Origin of the sequence: Mycolicibacterium wolinskyi (genome assembly GCF_002101965.1) — a bacterium.
Classification (GTDB): Bacteria; Actinomycetota; Actinomycetes; order Mycobacteriales; family Mycobacteriaceae; genus Mycobacterium; species Mycobacterium wolinskyi.
In genome coordinates this window covers 1-15,225 of sequence record NZ_LQQA01000006.1, presented here as the reverse complement: position 1 = coordinate 15,225, position 15,225 = coordinate 1, and the positions used below count along the sequence as shown (strand labels likewise).

The following is a 15,225-nucleotide window of genomic DNA, read 5'->3' as shown; positions in this document are numbered from 1 at the left end:
GTCAGCCGCCGTGCTCGGCGAGCCATTTCTCCGCCCGCCGTGACGAGGCCCGCGAAAGCCAGGCGTCCTGGATCAACTCGGCCAACTCGCCGCGGCTGATTTCGCCTAACCGGCTCGCGCGCAACAGAACCGACGGATGGTCGTCGAATCGATCCGTGGTGAAGAACGGCGATCGCGGATCCTGCACGAGCGCGAGTTTGTCGCTCTCGCTCTCCACCCAGATCATGATCACGTCGGGATAGCGCTCACCGGTGTCGGGGTCGACCGCATCGGGTTGGGGGGTGCGGAAGAAGACGAACGACTTACCGCCGACCTGATAGATCGGGTTGCCTTTGGGCCCTTCGATGCGCTTGACGTAGGGCATCGAAGCGGCGATCTCGTGCACATCGTCGAGCCGCGCGCGATCGCGTCGCGTCATCGCCGATCCAGCGCATGCAAGGTGACGTCGGAGAGCACACCGCCCGCCACCTCCGCCGTCATGTACGTGCAGTACGGTTGGCGCCGCCGATCGGTCGGCGAACCCGGGTTCAGCAGGCGCAGTCCGGTTTTGGCGGTGGTATCCCACGGAATGTGGCTGTGGCCGAACACCAGCACATCGGTGTCGGGGTAGTCCCTGGCCACTCTGGCCTCACGTCCGGTGGCAGCGCCGGTTTCGTGAACGACCGTGAAACGCAGGCCCGCCAACGTGACGTCCGCGCGCTCCGGGAGACGCCTGCGTAGTTCGGCGCCATCGTTGTTGCCCCAGCAGGCGACGACACGGGCCGCACGCGCACTCAGCGCGTCGAGCAGGGCCGGCTCCACCCAGTCACCGGCGTGGATCACGACGTCGGCGTGGTCGACCTGATCCCAGACCTGCGCCGGGAGATCGCGGGCGCGCTTGGGCACGTGAGTATCGGCGATGAGCAACAGCCGCACCGATCCCACAGTACGTGACGTCGGTTGCGCAGACGCGCCACAGCAGTTATGACGAACCCTGGAATATGAACTGGTTCAGGTTTACTCTGGGCCGAAGTTGGCGCGTTTCGCTCCTTTCCCTAGCTGAGCGAGGCGCGCCGACCCTTGCCTAGCCCTGTGCACACCCTAGAATCCGGCCATGGATCTACTACGCAACGTAGTTGTTTATTTGCATCTGATCGGATTCGCCGTGATGGTCGGCGCCTGGGTCGCCGAGGCGGCAGCCCGTCGCTTTCAGATCACCAAGGTCATGGACTACGGGATCACCCTGTCGTTGGTGACCGGCTTGGTCCTGGCAGCACCATGGCCGGCAGGCATCGAACTCAACTACCCGAAGATCGGCGTCAAACTCGTCATCCTGATCGCCCTCGGTGCGGTGCTCGGCATCGGACGGGTGCGCGAGCGTCGCGCCGGACGGCCGGTGATGCCGCTGTTCATCGCCGCGGGCGTCTTGCCACTGCTCGCCGCCGGAATCGCGGTCCTGTGGACGTGAACCCGCACCAATCCTGATCTTGATCCAGCCTGTGCCCTGACGTTCACGTAAAGTCGGTTGCACAACGATATTTGTCGGGGCAGGTACCGGTTGATGGGTCATAGACACGCGATGGCGACCGCCAAGGTCATGCGGACGGCAGCATTCACGGGTTGCGGTTCGCCGCACGGCGGCGTCCGGGTTCGCGCCCGGCCCCGGCCCACTGGGCTCCCCCGCCAGTCCCACCACAAGTCGGTGCAGAGCCCGTGGCGGGGCCGGTACGCCGGGCAGATGCGGACGTCGGCGACGGCGGTGCCCGGACGCTCACCGTGGATGAACGACCGCGTCTCGGTATTACTGCGACTCCTCGAAGAACACCATGGCCTGCATGTGCCGTGGGAGCTGGCGCGGGTCCAGGTGACCTGCCACATCGATCTGCTGTCCTCGGTGTTCCGGCTGAACCGTCAGGCCGCGCGGAAACATGTCACCGACGCGGTGCTGTACGAAATCGCCTGCGAGATCGCGGCGACCGTCACCTCGGAGTGAAAACCCGGAGCATCGGGTATCCCGCTATTGCTTCAAGTCCGAGTCGACATGCAATAGGGGGCCCACCATGGGCACGAACGACAAGATCAGCAACAAGCTCGACGACGTGGCCGGCAAGGCCAAAGAAGGAGTCGGGCGGGCTACCGGCGACCGCGACACGGAGAACGAGGGCAAGCTCGACCAGGCGAAGTCGAACCTGAAGGACGCCGGCGAGAAGATCAAGGACGCCTTCAAGAAGTAGCGAGTTCCGCTCAAAAGTCGATGAGCGCAAGGGTATAGAGCACCGCAACCGATGTGGGATCGAGCAGGCCCTGCCCCAAAACGGGGTAGACCTGGTCATCGATCGCGCGTTGAGCGAGCGCAGCCCGCGTCGCGTACCAACACGTGGGGCACAAGCGGCCCAGCACCGCCAACTCGTCGCCGTCACCGCTGACGAGTGTGTCGCCGTCGGCGGCCACGGTGACCGAATCCACTACGAGCGCATCCAATTTGGCGCATACCAAGTCACGCATCGCCGCGGCGGCACGTGACAGGTCACGCATATCGGGCTCCCCGAGGCGGACGCGTTCATCGCGCGCAACGGACAGCAGGTAATCCTGCCCGCTGGTGAGCGCGACGCTTTCGCCGAGCGGCAACGCGGTGTTGATCATCGCCAGCATCGACGTTTCCCGACGGACCGCGTGATAGCGCGCGACATCGCGGGCGGACCGCTCGGCATCGAGGCGCATGGCCTCTTCGTCGAGGAGATGACGGTCCTCATCGACATGGCGATGGTCGTCCTCAGCCAAGTACGGCAGTAACGCTTCGCTCCTCGTGTATCCGCTCAGGATGTCCGGAAACTGAACCGTCTGGCGGGCGGGGAGAAACAGGCCGCACTCGAATGCGTCGCCGACTCCGTCACGCTGCATGGCCATGCCCCTCCTCGCATTCCGAACCGCCTCTAGAAAATTTGCTGATCACGTCGCGCCAGTTTCCTGTGGCTGCACATACGCGCTACACGTTCCACCGCGCAGCAAATTTTTCAGTGCGTGACGATACGCTAAGTATCGGCGCATCTTTCTGTCAATGCTCAGCTGCTATCACCCAATGATCCTGCGCGAACAGCTAGCTTCGAGCCATCGGCCAATGGCAATCCGGAGCACTTCAGCAATCCCCCTCTAGCTTGACGACGGTCGACGCGCGCGCAGCAAACCATGTAGCTATGATCCGTCTTTCAGATAACTGAGACCCAGGGGGGTTAGCTCATGATCGAGAACCAGACACCGGCCAAGCAGCGCTGGTGGCGCAACAAGAAGGTCCGCATCGCGCTCGTCGTCATCGGCACCGCGCTCATCCTCCTCGCCAAGTTCGGCATCGCCGAGAAACGCGAGGAGCGCCGCGCCGCATCGGAGGCCAAGCAGGAGATCACCAGCTTCTCCGTCGGGGACTGCGTGACCATCAGCCCCGGCAAGCCGGAGACCGGCACCGACATCCACCGCAGCCCGTGCACCACCGACCCCAGCTACACCGTGGGCGCCGTGATGGAGACCGACCAGCCCTGCGCCAACACCAACTACATCGGCTACACATGGAGCGTCGGCGACACCGACACCGTCGGCCGGCTCTGCCTCGTCGAGAACCTCACGGTCGGCCACTGCTACCACCCGCAGCCGGGCACCGACCTACTCGAACAACTCGACTGCGCCACGACCGACGACAAGGCCTACAAGGTCGTCCAGAAGCTCGACAGCGACGACGCGCAGGCGTGCCCGCCCGACACCAGCGCCTACAACTATCCGGCGCCGCCACGCACGTACTGCCTGGGCAGCACGCACTGAGACAAAACGAGGCGCGGTCGATGACCGCGCCTCGTTTTCGTGTGCGCGCCCGAAGGGATTCGAACCCCTAACCTTCTGATACTTTCAGTGTGTCCGCCGATGTCCGCAATAGTCCGCTATTGTCTTGTGCCACAAAGTAATGTGCGGATATCAGTCCGTGGAGGTCTGGCTGAATCCGTACCGGTTCGGGCGCGTTTGTATCAGGAAAGTGGAGACTTCCGGAAAGGGACGAAAGTTTCGGCCGCGACCCGGCCACCTCCCGCACCTGTTCGCGCCCGCGGACCGCCCGCCGTCACGCATGCCTATTGGAGCAAACCGACCACCTGTACATACATCCGAACAAGCAAGACCCCCGGCGGCTGCGGGAACAGCCCCGGGGGAATGGCCGAACCTGAATAGGAGATTCGACAATGCAAGACGATACGCGCCCCGCCGGCGCCGACTCGACCGATAACACCCCGACGCCTCTCGGCGCGGTCGCAGTAGACGACTGGACGCCGAGCGGCTGGCGCTCATTCAAAGGAACATCCCGAACCATCGCCGCCGACATCACCGAGACCACGGAATTCCGCGTGGACATCGCAGGCGAGCAGGACCGCGACGGAACCGTCGACCGGTACATCCACGTCTTATCAGCGGTGTACGGGGACGCGATAAACCCCGCAGGAGCCCGGGCACTCGCCGCGGCACTCATCGACGCAGCAGACGAATGTGAGCGCGCCAGCGCCATGTAGTCCCAACCTCAACCCGGTGAGCCCGTCGCCCTTCACTATGGTGGCGGGCTCAACTCTGTGGCTCCCAGCTAGGAAGTTCGGCGACGAATCGGCGCAGCTCGGCGACTTCGAAGACGACACGCGCGCCGAGCTTTTTGGCGTTGAGCCGGCCGGCGTAGACGTGCTCCATCAGGGTGCGTTCACTGATCCCGCCGAGATACTTGCAAGCGTCCCGCTTATTCAGCAGCGCGGGGTCCACGATCGCAGTCCAGGGACGGTCGCACGAATAATGGTCTGTGGCTATGGGTTCGAACTTTATAGATGGTTGACACCGACGTCTCGGGCATGAGCGGTGATCGTAGAGCCGATCATCCCGCGTCCGAGGCTTGCCCCCCGCCGTGAGTCTCGCTTCGACCGTAACGATATTTACCATTCCGTCGAAAGCACGGCCGTTTAGGGGATCCAAGTGCGATATTCACACGGTGACAATCGCGCTCGTAATCAAGGTTAACGACGGCCTGGTGTTGGCCTCGGATAGTGCAACCACCTTGGCTAGCTGGGGTCCGGACGGCCAAGTCCTGGTTGCCAATATCTACAACAACGCCAACAAGATCTTCAACCTGCGTAAGGGTCTGCCGATATCGGCGATGACATGGGGCCTGGGCAACATTGGCCCAGCATCGATTTCGACTCTGGCGAAAGACCTGCGACGCAGGTTCTCGGGCGACTCACAAGCACATCACGACTGGGTCCTCGATCCCGACACCTACACGATGGACGAGGTTGTCGGACGGTTCAAAGAGTTCTTCTACGACGAGAATTACCGGCCGTATATCGAAGACGGTGGTGACAAGAACGCCGGCCTCGGCCTGCTAGTTGCTGGCTACGGCGCAGGTCAGAATCATCCGGAGATGTTCTGCTTCGGACTCGGACCTGATGGTTGCACCGGCCCAGTTCCGCTTCTCGCCGACAACACCGGCGCCTCATGGTGGGGCGAGCCGGAGGCGATTTCACGGCTGGTCAACGGTGTTAGCAACTACGTACCGCAGGCACTGATCAACCTCAAGACATCGGCTGACGAGGACGCGGCCGTCGCCCTCATGCAGGAACTGGTCAATCAATGCAACGTACAGCTTGTGGCGCCGGCAATGCCGATTCAAGACGCGATCGATCTCGCGGAGTTTCTTGTGCAGGTAACCATTGGTTTTATGCGATTCTTGCCAGGGAACCCTACAGTGGGAGGTCCAATTGAGATCGCAGCGGTGACCAAGCACGAGGGTTTCAAGTGGGTGAAGCGAAAGCACTACTTCAACGACCAACTGAATCCCCGCCTACCGGGAGGGCACGATGACTGAACACTTGAGCCGGAACATGGCTCGTGGACGTGGTTCTACGTACACGAGCGCTCCCCAGGGCGCCGCGGTCCGGGCGGGCACCTCCAAGTCGTCGACCGCCTTTTCGACGACATCGTCAACGAAGAAGACCTCTTCCACCTCCGCTAAGCCAGGAAAGTAGAGCTGGATCGTAGGATCGCTTAGCATCCGAGCCGCCCCCGAACCAAAACGTCGGGGGCGGTTCCGTGTCCGGAACGTACCTCGACTGCGCCGAAGCCCTAACGCTGCTCCTTGACGTTCCCTGAGGCTCGCAACTCGGACAGGTCGCCGGCGACGCTGCGCCGGTCATCGGCGTCGAACGCACCGTCGTCGATGAGCGCCTGCACCGCGTCCAGGTGGCGCGCAGGAACTGCGACGCGGTCTTCAACACCAACCTCGACCAGCGTGACGATGGCCGGCAGATGCTCACCAGCGGCCAGCATGCGGCTGATCATCGCGTCACCAGGCGCGATCATCTCCTGCAGCTCCGCGGCCAGCCGGCCATCATCCATGCCGTTCATTCTACGAGCCGTGTTTCGCGGTCGTGCCGTGCTTGATGGGCTATAAGTACGCGGTGGACCTACACACACTCCGTCACAAAATCGCCGACTCCACTAGCGGCGGCTGGAACAAAATCACATGCTGGGGCGCCGGATCGGGCCCGGTCTACCACTACGGGCTGTCGAGCGAGAACGGCGACAACGGAATCGAAACCGAGGCCAAGGGCCACGCCAACACCGCGGTGCTCATCGAAGACGTCGATATCAGCATCGCCTGGGGGTACGACCCTGACGAGACGCAGAGGATCGATCACCGCCAGACTTTCGACTACGACTTTCTGCCAGAGCTCGCCGACGACGACACCCCAGTCACCCGCATCTACGCCGACGTGTTCTACCGCGGCGCGCTCGTCGACCGCATGCTGTTCGCCGTCGCCGACGGAGGCCGTTACTACGTGCCCATCCCGCGCACCGTCTATCCGAACAGGGTGAGCGTGCGAGAACGCGGCGAGCCGGAACACCACTACACCCGCTGGCAGTTGGGATTCGCCAGCCTCCTGAACAGCTTCGAACACGCAGAGCCGATCGAGGACTTACTCGCAGAGGTTGACTACGTCGTCGACGACGACTGAGCCGCGACTAACGCGCCGGCACCACAACATCGTCGACGTCGACGATCATGCGCGTTGGCCACCCGTGCGGTAACTCGACCGCGCCGATTCGCTCGACTATCACCCGGGCGATCGTTACTGCGTGCCCGGCCTCCAGCTCGACCAGCACTGTGCGCGCTGGCCGCTGGAAGAAACCAGCGGAGGTGTCACCGGGTACCGCCCAGGTGATACGTGAACACCGGTCCCGTTCGTGTTCGAGCAGGCTCGCATAGATGCCGGGCATATGAATGCCCGCGCGGGCCGCGGGCCGGCTGCGTCCGCCCTTACGCCGAGCCATGGCTGCGGAGAGCTCCGGCGGCTGCCCGGCCGTGCCTGCCGCCGCGGCCAGCCCATCTGGTCAGCGCGGCCTTCGACGCTTTGCGTGACGTCGACGATTCCCAGGCGGTCGGCTGGTCGGGCACCTCGGTGCTCAGCTGCTTGAGCAGCCTTGCGATCGCGCCCTCCAACAGCCGGATCTCGCTCGAGAGCTTCACCCGCATCTGGACGTCCGCACAGACTCGGTAACGCGACTGCAGGTCGACTCGGCGATCGACGGTGTCGGCGATCATCTCCCGCACTGCCCGCTCGGCAGCCGACCACTCCAGCGGTTCGTCCTCGGTCTCGGAGTTCTCCGCCAGCTCGGCGTCCAGTGCGGCCAGCAACGCCAGGGCCTCCTTCGTGTGCCCGGCAGCAGCGGCATCGGGGGCCGATTCGTTCTGATCGGTCGTCACCGTCACCGCTGGGCAAGCGTTACGGTTCGCGTTACGTTTAGCGCCGCTGCGGGACCGATGGGCACGCTGCTTGCACGCCGGCGAACAGTACTTCGCCCCGGCCCGGCCGATGAACTTGTTTTCGCAGGAAGCGCAGGCTCTCTTGGTGCCTGTCATGGTGCCCTCCTTTCGCTTGGAATCGGCGGCCGCCAGGCCGTAAATCGGGGCCCAACCCGGGCGCGTATCCGTAACGCGAACTCTGCGCGTATGCGTGCTCAGAACCCGAGCCACAGAACAGCCGGGTCGGGGTTGATGCCGGGGGGAGGGCTGGAGGCCATGGGGGTGCGGCACGGCGCAGGTACGAGCTCGGCAACCCTTTTCCGTTGTCGCCGTCATGGCCACGTCCTTACCGCGGTGAGGTGGTTTGACGCCGTGCCGCATGGTCATTGGGTTTCGAGTGGGTGGACAGCGTAGGTGGCCATGGGTGTTCTCCTTCGATGGGTTACTGATCTGTGAGGCGTTTCTCGATGCCGCGCGAGATCATCCATTCGATGCGGCGGATGGCTTTGTCGGTTCCGACAAGTCCGTCGTCGCTCTCTTCGTCGTTCTCCATTTCGATGCTGGAGGCGAACATGCCGGCCATGCTGACTGCGATGCCACGGAGGCATGAGGGGCAGTCGCCGGCCTCGCTGTCCAGGATCCTGGACCTTGAGTCTTCATCGCCCTTGAGTGATGCGAGGACAAGTCGCAGCGCGCGATCGGAGTCGATGGCAATCGTCGATCGCACTGTCTTGTCGTTGATCTCGCGGCCGGCTATTGGTCTGCAGCGTTCATCGGTCATCGTCGTATTGTGTCTGCTTGGGTCGGTCATCGGCTCTTGAATCCTTGGCTGATCTCAGCGGACTTGAACTGGTTGGCAACGGAATTCGCCACCGAGTCAGGTGCCTGCTTGGGTGCCTGGTTGACGGTGTCGATGTGCACCAGCGGTCCAGGAGGCTGGCCTGCATTCTGGCCGTGCTGCTGTTGCTGGCCCTGCTGCTGTGCTTGCTGCTGTGCCTGGCCCGCCGCGTTCGGCAGTGCGGGGCGGGCGCCCATGATGCCGGCGAGCACGCGCCCGGGCAGCGACTTGAGCGGATCGGCCAGCGGGTTGCCGTTGGATACGCCGAAGGTCTCCAGGATGCCGCCGACACCGATGCCGGCGAGCTGACCGAGATATCCGATCGTGCGGTTGGCCAACTGGATTCCGGTCTGGGCGGCCTGCCCAGCGCCGGGAGCCAGCATGTCGAGGCCCGCCGCGCCGGCCGATATCGCCGCCCCGGTCAGACCGCCGGCCACGCCGGAAAACCCACTGCCGGCCCCGGGTGGGCCCGACATCGGTGCGCCGGGAATAAGCGACGGCGCGGTGAACGGCGCCGCCTGCGGCATACCGACGCCCATACTCGGCAGTCCGCCGGGCATGGATGGCACGCCGGCCGGGATGGGGACGCCTGGCGCCGCAGGGTTGTTCAGTGCGGGGTACGCCAGCGTTTGGATCGGGGTGGTCGTGGACATTGGCGCACCGCTGGGCAGTTGGTACTGCGATCCAGGGAGTCCCGGTAGCGGGATCGCGGCCGACTGCCGCGTGTGGACGTGATTCTGGTGCCCACCGAGCGCGCCGCTGAAGTAGCCGGGTTGCGGCCGGCCGCCCGCGATCTCGGTGGCCTGCCCCGTGTTCGGGTTCTGCCAGATGACCTGTTCGAGCGCGCCGGGAATCTGGGAGAGGTAGTCGGCGAACCGCTGCATCGCGTCGACCGGTCCCGACCAGTCGATACCGCGGTTCTCGTGGTTCGGGTTGGGTGCGTACCCAGCTTCGTGCCGATCGGTCTCCTGATGGCCGGAGTAGGTGCTGGCCTTGATGCCGAACATCTGCTCCAACGCGTGCACCCACGGCGGGAACACCGCGCCGCTGCTGCCGTACCCGCCGGTGTCGGTCCCAGGTGCGAGCCCGTACGGCTCTCCCATCGGAATGCCAAGTCCGCCGCCGAGCGCGGCCGGTCCCATCGCCGACGCGCCGCCGTATCCGTACTTGCTGTAGTCGATGCCGGTGTGCTCGGGGCCGAAGGCGCCCTGTGCGCCCATGATTCCGAACAGGCCGTGACCACCCTGGCTCGGGTTTGCCTGGCTGATCGCAGACAGCGGCCCTAGCAGCGGTGCCGCGGCAAGGCTCGCAGCGAATTTCACCAAGTTCTCGGCGAAACCAGCCAACCCGTCGGACAGTCCGAAGTCCGCGTCGAGCGCCGCGCCGATCTGGTCCATGCCGCTGGCGAAGCCCTGCGCGGTCTTCTCCATGTCCTTCCAGGTGCCCTGCTGCGCCTCGACCACCTCGCGCTGCGCGGCGATCCACGCGCGCTCGTCCTGGGTGACCTGGTTGCGCGCCCGAAGCAACTGCAACTGGTCCGCGTTGCCCTCCTTCTCCAGACGCAGCAGATTCAGTCGGGACTCTTCGAAGCTGTTGCGCGCGGAGATCTCCCGCGTCTGCGCGTCGTACACCGCGCCGGGGTCGACGACATACTGACCGGGTCCACTGCCAGGACCGCGGGTGTTCGTCGTGTAGGGCACTGGCCCGCCTGGTCCCGCGACCATCGGCATCTGCGGCGCCGGACCGGTCACCTGGTACTCGGACGGATCAACGAACGGTGGCGGCGTGCTGGAGCTACCGGACGCGCCCGGGCCCGTCAGCGGTGTCGGTATCGCCGGCAGTGCGCTCGGCGGCGGCGCGTAGCCGATCGATCCATCCCGACGCCGATACTGACCGGGTGCCAGGCCCGGGCGCGTCGCACCACCCGCAGCCTGATCGGCAACCAGCCACTTATCGGCTGGCGATAGTTGATCCCACGGCACTGCCGGAGCACCGCGCCCCGGCTGCATCAGCGGTGGCGGCGGGGACGGCGGGCCGAATGAGCCGCCGCCGCCCGCGTACTGTCTGCCCGCGGCCATGCTTGGTATCTGCGGTATGTCGGCAACGGGTAGCCGGTTGAAGAGGTCGATGCCTGCGCGGACGGGGTCGAACATCTTGTCCAGCAGGTCGCGCACTTTGCTGAATACGAGCTGTGCGAAATCGCCGACGCTGCCGATGATTCCCTTGAGCGCGGAGAAGTCGCCGTGTGCGATTCTGGCTGCCGATGCGACGAAATCGACTGCGGGGCCGATCCTTTGGATTCCGTTGACAATCGGGGGTACGACTTGCGCTATGGCATCGAACCCTGATGCGATCTTCGGCAGGACATCTTGCCCGATCGGAGCCAGGGACATGAATACGTGTCCCACGTCCCAGGCCACTGCGGCGAGGTCCTTGATTGCGGCGATGCCGTCGGCCATCCACTGCCGCAACTGGCCGGATTCGCGTGCATCGCTGATGAATTCGGAGAATGCGGTCGCAGCGTTCGTGATGCTGGTGGCGAGCTCGGGAAGGAAGTCTGAACCGACCGCCATGATGTCGGCGATAGCCTTGGTGAACGGCGCGGCGGCCGGCGCGAGGTTCTGGAACGACCGCGCGATGTTGTCCATCGTCGTCTGCAGCGCCGCTTGCGTCTGCGGGGTCATCAGCTGGTTCGTGACACCCATGAACATCTGGTTGAACGACCCGGCGATGCTGGTCGTCATCTGCTGCACAGCGGGCAGGAACTGAGTGGAGAGCTGGGTGATCTGCTCCCCAACGTTGAGGAACAACGCATCCTGCGTGGCGGCCTTCAACTGATCGAACGCCGGCAGCAAGCCTCGGATGGCTAGAGCTGCCTGCTGCGCGTTCGGCGACAGTGCGCGCAGCGCCTCGGCGAACTTCTCTGGGTCGCGGATGTTCTCCAGCGCGTCGGAGAACCCGATCGTCGCGAGCTTCAGCGTGCCGAACCCGGCCGCGGCCGCACCGACAGCGCCTGGGAGCAGCCACACCGACTGCGCCGCTGACGCCGCGACGCCGGCCAGGTTGATCAGGCCGGCGGAGATGGCAGTGGCGGCGATTGGTCCGCCAACGCGGCTTAGCGCTGTGATCGACGTGCTCAGCTGACGGACCGTCGTCATGGCGGCCTGTCCGCCAACTGCCATCCCATCGAGCGCGGCTTCGTTGTCGCGGTGCATGGTGGCCACCGACTTGACGGCGTTATGTTCGTCCCGCAGCGCACGATTCAGCCGCTCCGTCGCTGTGACGTGCTGCGTGGTGAGCTGCTCCAGGCGGGACCGGATCTGCTCGAGTTCCCGCTCGGCGCGCGCCAAATCCTTGCTGCCGTCGCCGCTTTCCTTCTTGACATCGGCAACGCTTTTCTCGGCCTTCTCGTACGCCTTCGTCGCCCGATCCAACTGGGCCCGAGTCTGAGTCACCTTGGCGTCGCGTTCGATCACCACGCTGGACGCGTCGGCGGCTTTCTTCGCCGCGTTGCGCATCCTGTCGGAGTTCTTCTCGAAGCCCTTGGCCCACGCAGCCGATGACTCGGTGCCGGCGCGCTGCCACTCCCGCTGCACCTCGGCTGCGGAATCGCGGACAGTGCGGCGGTCGACCCACGTTTCGACGTCAAGATGAATCGTCACGGGCTACCTCACGGGAATCGACGGGGCTGGAGGAATCGCTTGCAGCCCGCTGTTCGAGTTGCTCTGTGCGCCTCTGGTTCTCGTGCCCATCACCTGCATCCGATTCCTGTGTATCAGACGCATTGGACTTGGATCGCTTCGGATTCGCGAACTGTGCGCCCGACTGATCGACCTTCTGGTAGTAGCCATAATGGTCGTAACGTCGTTTGATTTGGAGCGGCGGCGACCCGGGCTTCTTCATTGGCAACTTCTGCGCAGCAATCTCTTTGAGGAAGATTGCGATCTCCGCGGGCGTGGGGCACCAGATGCCGGAGTCGTTGCGGACGAACCACACGAGCTTTTCGACGGGGTCCGCGGGCCACGGCACTGTTCCGTACCGTTCAACGCGGTTCGAGTCCGTGTGTCCGCGCCAGTCCGGAGCGGTCGTATTGAGGTTCTGGTGATAGTACAGCCGTGCCTCTGAATCGGTGACACGTTGATTGTTGTCACCGCACGCGTCACGATCGAAATAGATTGTCTCGCAACCGTACAGGGTACGCTGAATCTCACGGATACCGTCGTAGTCGCGCCGCAGCGCCGCCAAAGTTTTCCAGGGGTCAGCTACGCCGGCGTCGATCGCTTCGGCCGCGGTGGACACGTCCGGGCCCAACGCGTCGACTGCAGTGGCGGCGTCGGCGACGAGAGTCTGCAGCTCGCTGTTCAGCTGTTCTAGCATCGGGATGGCGTTGGTTTCGATGCACTGCCAGGCGTCCTCGCGGGCGTGAAACTCGACTTCGCGCAGCAGTTTGATCTTCTGGTCGGCGTCACTGCCGTACCGGCGGCGCCCTACTTCGGCGGTGACCCATTCGGCGGTGACTGCTTCTGGTGTCGACGGCAACTCCGTCGACGAACTGCCACCGCCGGTGTGCGCGATTTCCAGGGCCATTTCGGCGGCCCGGTCGGCGGTGGCGATCGCCACCTGCAGCTGCGGCAAGTCGGCCAGCATCACCTGCAGTCGCGGAAGCCGCTTGGCGCGCGCCAACACCTTGTGCTTGCGCGGCTGGTATGCGGGCCTGGAGAACGTGTCCGCGTCGCTCATCGTGTCCGCGTCGCTCATCGTTTGCCTCCCGTCGGGTTCCCGTTCGCGTCGACGTAGCCGCGGCGGTACGCCTCCTGAAGGCCGTAGTTCGAGAATTTCTTACGACCGCTTTCGATCTCTCGATCGCGTTGTCGCTCATCCTCGTTCGATCCGCCAGGCTGTTGCTTGCGCACTCGCGACACGAGTGCTTTCCATTCGTCGTCGGACAGCGATCGGAGGTGCTGTTCAAACGCTTCGGCGATGTCGGCCATCGGTTTTCTCCTGTGCATACTCGGCCACGGTGGAGAGGCTGAAAAGTACACGGCCGCTGATCGTTTCGCCGTCCAGGTCTCCGGCGATACGGCGCACATGCCTGGGAGAAAAACCCAGGATCGCAGCAGCTTCACGTGTTCCGATCAGCCTCTCCGGTTCTGATTGTTCTCCGCCGCTGTCTAATTCGTGTCCCCGATCGGACAATGCGCTGGTCAGGTTCAACCTCCGGGCTAGCTGAATCATCCACGGCGGCACTGGAATATTCGCGCGGCGACGGCGATCGACCACCTCGACGACGCAATACAGCGCCGCCTGAACTTCGTCGTCGGTCAGCTTCATTGCTCAGTTCACTTCCCGCCGGCCCGCGATGACTCCGTGCAGATTGCGTTCGGTGGCGGCCCACTGGCGGCACGGCGCCAGGTCTGGGCACATGTGGCACAGTTCGGCTGCCGCCGACGCCGTCGAAGACCACTGTGCGTCGAACAAGTCGGCTTGACCGCGGCACAGCGCTCCGGGGAGGGCTGGCGTGCCACGCACGATCGCGGCCACGAGATCGATCCAGCCGTCCCGGCCAGCCGCCGAGGTCGCCGGATGTTCGCGGCGCGGGGATTGAGCGCTGCCGCGGCGTTCCTGCTCGGTGCTGGTCATCGCGGTGCGCCGTCGATCTGGAACGGCGCCCGTTGGGGCAACCGCGGGCAGAGGACTTCGCCGCGGCGGTCAGGCAACCAATGCCGGCCATCGCACACCGGGCAGACGATGTGGACCAGGCGGCGGCCGTCGGCAAGTCGACGAGTGCGCCGAACAGGCGCTGTCTTGAGCTTCATCACGAGGTGGCCTCCTTCAGTTGTGCGGCGCCACGCCTGCTCATCGCGGTTCCGCCGCGTCGAGCACGTCGGTCGTGATGCTGGTGAGCACGTGGATGAGTGCGTCGTGGCTGCCTGCGATGTCGGCGAGGGATGTGACGTATCGGGCTGCGAGGAAGTCGATGACTTCGGCGAGTTCGTTCGGGTTCGTTGCGCAGTTCGTCGATCACGAGATCGCGTGCTGGCTCGTTTTTCTCGGCAGTTGCGAAGATGATTCGCAGTGCCCGGCTGTGTGCGTGGTTGTTCATCATGCGGGGCCGCCCTGGGCAAGCTGCATGCGCGCGATGCACGGCACGGAACGAACTTCCCAGTCCGGCCGTCGGCACCAGTCATTCGGTGCGGCATGGCAGTTCGGGCATTCCTGTTCCATAGCGGCGTCGGCATAGACCTCGTCGAATAGTCGCCGTCTCATGACGCTGGCCTTGCGGTGAGTTCATCGATGATGCGTTGGCGCGCGGTTTCGGTGTTGCAGTCGGGACAGCGGCCGACAAGGTCATCGGCGAGGTCGACATGTCCGGTTCCGGCGCACGTGAGGCATTGCAGGCGAGCCCGACGAATCGCGGACCGCTCGCGTTCAGCCTGGGCCTGCTCCGCGATTGCTTCCGTTTCGCTCGCTCTGCGAGCGTCGCCGCAGCCGCCGCAACGCCCCGGGTTCGGGTCGTAGAGGTGCTCGCGGCAGCGTGGGCCGTAGGGCCCGCTGAGGTATCCCGGTGTTTGCTTTGCAGGGGGATGGGGGG

22 protein-coding genes are annotated in these 15,225 nt (G+C 64.5%); 7 read left to right on the top strand and 15 right to left on the bottom strand.

Annotated features, from left to right (window positions below; all coding sequences use genetic code 11):
• Nucleotide 1 precedes the first annotated feature (1 nt).
• Both AWC31_RS03765 and AWC31_RS03760 read right to left on the bottom strand, forming a co-directional pair.
• On the bottom strand, nt 2-418 hold the full coding sequence (locus AWC31_RS03765) for an MmcQ/YjbR family DNA-binding protein (RefSeq protein ID WP_085142880.1): 417 nt from the start codon (nt 416-418) through the stop codon (nt 2-4).
• Nucleotides 415-915: a metallophosphoesterase family protein gene (locus AWC31_RS03760; protein WP_085143407.1), complete on the bottom strand. Its 501-nt coding sequence runs from the start codon at nt 913-915 to the stop codon at nt 415-417. The genes AWC31_RS03765 and AWC31_RS03760 overlap by 4 nt, the downstream gene beginning before the upstream one ends.
• 178 nt (nt 916-1,093) lie before the next feature.
• On the opposite strand from AWC31_RS03760, the gene AWC31_RS03755 reads away from it, so the two are divergent.
• The 3 genes from AWC31_RS03755 (at nt 1,094) to AWC31_RS03745 (ending at nt 2,213) form a co-directional block, all read left to right on the top strand.
• Nucleotides 1,094-1,447 (top strand): Fe-S protein, encoded by a 354-nt coding sequence (locus AWC31_RS03755; RefSeq protein ID WP_085142878.1) that lies wholly within the window; start codon nt 1,094-1,096, stop codon nt 1,445-1,447.
• A gap of 111 nt (nt 1,448-1,558) precedes the next feature.
• Nucleotides 1,559-1,972: a hypothetical protein gene (locus AWC31_RS03750; protein WP_234816714.1), complete on the top strand. Its 414-nt coding sequence runs from the start codon at nt 1,559-1,561 to the stop codon at nt 1,970-1,972.
• A 67-nt stretch (nt 1,973-2,039) separates the two neighbouring features.
• Nucleotides 2,040-2,213: a CsbD family protein gene (locus tag AWC31_RS03745; RefSeq protein WP_067851523.1), complete on the top strand. Its 174-nt coding sequence runs from the start codon at nt 2,040-2,042 to the stop codon at nt 2,211-2,213.
• 10 nt (nt 2,214-2,223) lie between these two features.
• Here the strand turns inward: AWC31_RS03745 and AWC31_RS03740 are convergent, their stop codons facing one another.
• Nucleotides 2,224-2,886: a hypothetical protein gene (locus AWC31_RS03740; RefSeq protein WP_234816713.1), complete on the bottom strand. Its 663-nt coding sequence runs from the start codon at nt 2,884-2,886 to the stop codon at nt 2,224-2,226.
• A 330-nt stretch (nt 2,887-3,216) separates the two neighbouring features.
• Between AWC31_RS03740 and AWC31_RS03735 the strand changes: the two genes are divergently transcribed.
• Both AWC31_RS03735 and AWC31_RS03730 read left to right on the top strand, forming a co-directional pair.
• Nucleotides 3,217-3,789: an LppU/SCO3897 family protein gene (locus AWC31_RS03735; RefSeq protein WP_085142874.1), complete on the top strand. Its 573-nt coding sequence runs from the start codon at nt 3,217-3,219 to the stop codon at nt 3,787-3,789.
• 410 nt (nt 3,790-4,199) lie between these two features.
• Nucleotides 4,200-4,523, top strand: coding sequence for a hypothetical protein (locus tag AWC31_RS03730; RefSeq protein WP_085142872.1), 324 nt, complete (start codon nt 4,200-4,202; stop codon nt 4,521-4,523).
• Between the two features lie 49 nt (nt 4,524-4,572).
• On the opposite strand, the gene AWC31_RS03725 is transcribed toward AWC31_RS03730, so the two are convergent.
• The gene (locus tag AWC31_RS03725; RefSeq protein ID WP_085142870.1) at nt 4,573-4,761 is read right to left on the bottom strand and encodes a helix-turn-helix domain-containing protein; all 189 of its coding nucleotides are present in this window, start codon (nt 4,759-4,761) and stop codon (nt 4,573-4,575) included.
• Nucleotides 4,762-4,984: 223 nt separating this feature from the next.
• On the opposite strand from AWC31_RS03725, the gene AWC31_RS03720 reads away from it, so the two are divergent.
• Nucleotides 4,985-5,857 carry a hypothetical protein gene (locus tag AWC31_RS03720; protein ID WP_085142868.1) on the top strand — a complete coding sequence of 291 codons (873 nt, stop codon included), beginning with the start codon at nt 4,985-4,987 and terminating at the stop codon, nt 5,855-5,857.
• Between the two features lie 257 nt (nt 5,858-6,114).
• Here the strand turns inward: AWC31_RS03720 and AWC31_RS03710 are convergent, their stop codons facing one another.
• Nucleotides 6,115-6,387: a hypothetical protein gene (locus AWC31_RS03710; protein ID WP_133060106.1), complete on the bottom strand. Its 273-nt coding sequence runs from the start codon at nt 6,385-6,387 to the stop codon at nt 6,115-6,117.
• Between the two features lie 62 nt (nt 6,388-6,449).
• Between AWC31_RS03710 and AWC31_RS03705 the strand changes: the two genes are divergently transcribed.
• Nucleotides 6,450-7,007: a hypothetical protein gene (locus AWC31_RS03705; protein ID WP_133060105.1), complete on the top strand. Its 558-nt coding sequence runs from the start codon at nt 6,450-6,452 to the stop codon at nt 7,005-7,007.
• Nucleotides 7,008-7,014: 7 nt separating this feature from the next.
• Here AWC31_RS03705 and AWC31_RS03700 read toward each other — a convergent pair whose 3' ends face one another.
• The 10 genes from AWC31_RS03700 to AWC31_RS38245 all read right to left on the bottom strand — a co-directional run bounded on the left by AWC31_RS03700 (nt 7,015) and on the right by AWC31_RS38245 (nt 14,858).
• Nucleotides 7,015-7,323, bottom strand: a complete 309-nt coding sequence (locus AWC31_RS03700; RefSeq protein WP_133060104.1) for a hypothetical protein — start codon at nt 7,321-7,323, stop codon at nt 7,015-7,017.
• Nucleotides 7,310-7,756, bottom strand: a complete 447-nt coding sequence (locus tag AWC31_RS03695) for a hypothetical protein (RefSeq protein WP_133060103.1) — start codon at nt 7,754-7,756, stop codon at nt 7,310-7,312. The genes AWC31_RS03700 and AWC31_RS03695 overlap by 14 nt, the downstream gene beginning before the upstream one ends.
• A gap of 481 nt (nt 7,757-8,237) precedes the next feature.
• Nucleotides 8,238-8,576 (bottom strand): hypothetical protein, encoded by a 339-nt coding sequence (locus AWC31_RS03690; protein ID WP_085142856.1) that lies wholly within the window; start codon nt 8,574-8,576, stop codon nt 8,238-8,240.
• Nucleotides 8,577-8,602: 26 nt separating this feature from the next.
• Nucleotides 8,603-12,295: a hypothetical protein gene (locus AWC31_RS03685; RefSeq protein ID WP_085142854.1), complete on the bottom strand. Its 3,693-nt coding sequence runs from the start codon at nt 12,293-12,295 to the stop codon at nt 8,603-8,605.
• Entirely contained in the window at nt 12,279-13,391 is a 1,113-nt protein-coding gene (locus AWC31_RS03680; RefSeq protein WP_085142852.1) for a hypothetical protein, read from the bottom strand. Before AWC31_RS03680 ends, AWC31_RS03685 begins: the two co-directional genes overlap by 17 nt.
• Nucleotides 13,388-13,624 carry an SMP domain-containing protein gene (locus tag AWC31_RS03675; RefSeq protein ID WP_085142850.1) on the bottom strand — a complete coding sequence of 79 codons (237 nt, stop codon included), beginning with the start codon at nt 13,622-13,624 and terminating at the stop codon, nt 13,388-13,390. The genes AWC31_RS03680 and AWC31_RS03675 overlap by 4 nt, the downstream gene beginning before the upstream one ends.
• Nucleotides 13,599-13,964: a helix-turn-helix domain-containing protein gene (locus AWC31_RS37090; protein ID WP_133060102.1), complete on the bottom strand. Its 366-nt coding sequence runs from the start codon at nt 13,962-13,964 to the stop codon at nt 13,599-13,601. The genes AWC31_RS03675 and AWC31_RS37090 overlap by 26 nt, the downstream gene beginning before the upstream one ends.
• A gap of 3 nt (nt 13,965-13,967) precedes the next feature.
• Nucleotides 13,968-14,273 carry a WhiB family transcriptional regulator gene (locus AWC31_RS03670; RefSeq protein WP_085142848.1) on the bottom strand — a complete coding sequence of 102 codons (306 nt, stop codon included), beginning with the start codon at nt 14,271-14,273 and terminating at the stop codon, nt 13,968-13,970.
• Nucleotides 14,270-14,449, bottom strand: coding sequence for a Trm112 family protein (locus tag AWC31_RS37085; protein ID WP_133060101.1), 180 nt, complete (start codon nt 14,447-14,449; stop codon nt 14,270-14,272). The genes AWC31_RS03670 and AWC31_RS37085 overlap by 4 nt, the downstream gene beginning before the upstream one ends.
• 286 nt (nt 14,450-14,735) lie before the next feature.
• Nucleotides 14,736-14,858: a zinc finger domain-containing protein gene (locus tag AWC31_RS38245; RefSeq protein ID WP_420087017.1), complete on the bottom strand. Its 123-nt coding sequence runs from the start codon at nt 14,856-14,858 to the stop codon at nt 14,736-14,738.
• Nucleotides 14,859-15,225 lie beyond the last annotated feature (367 nt).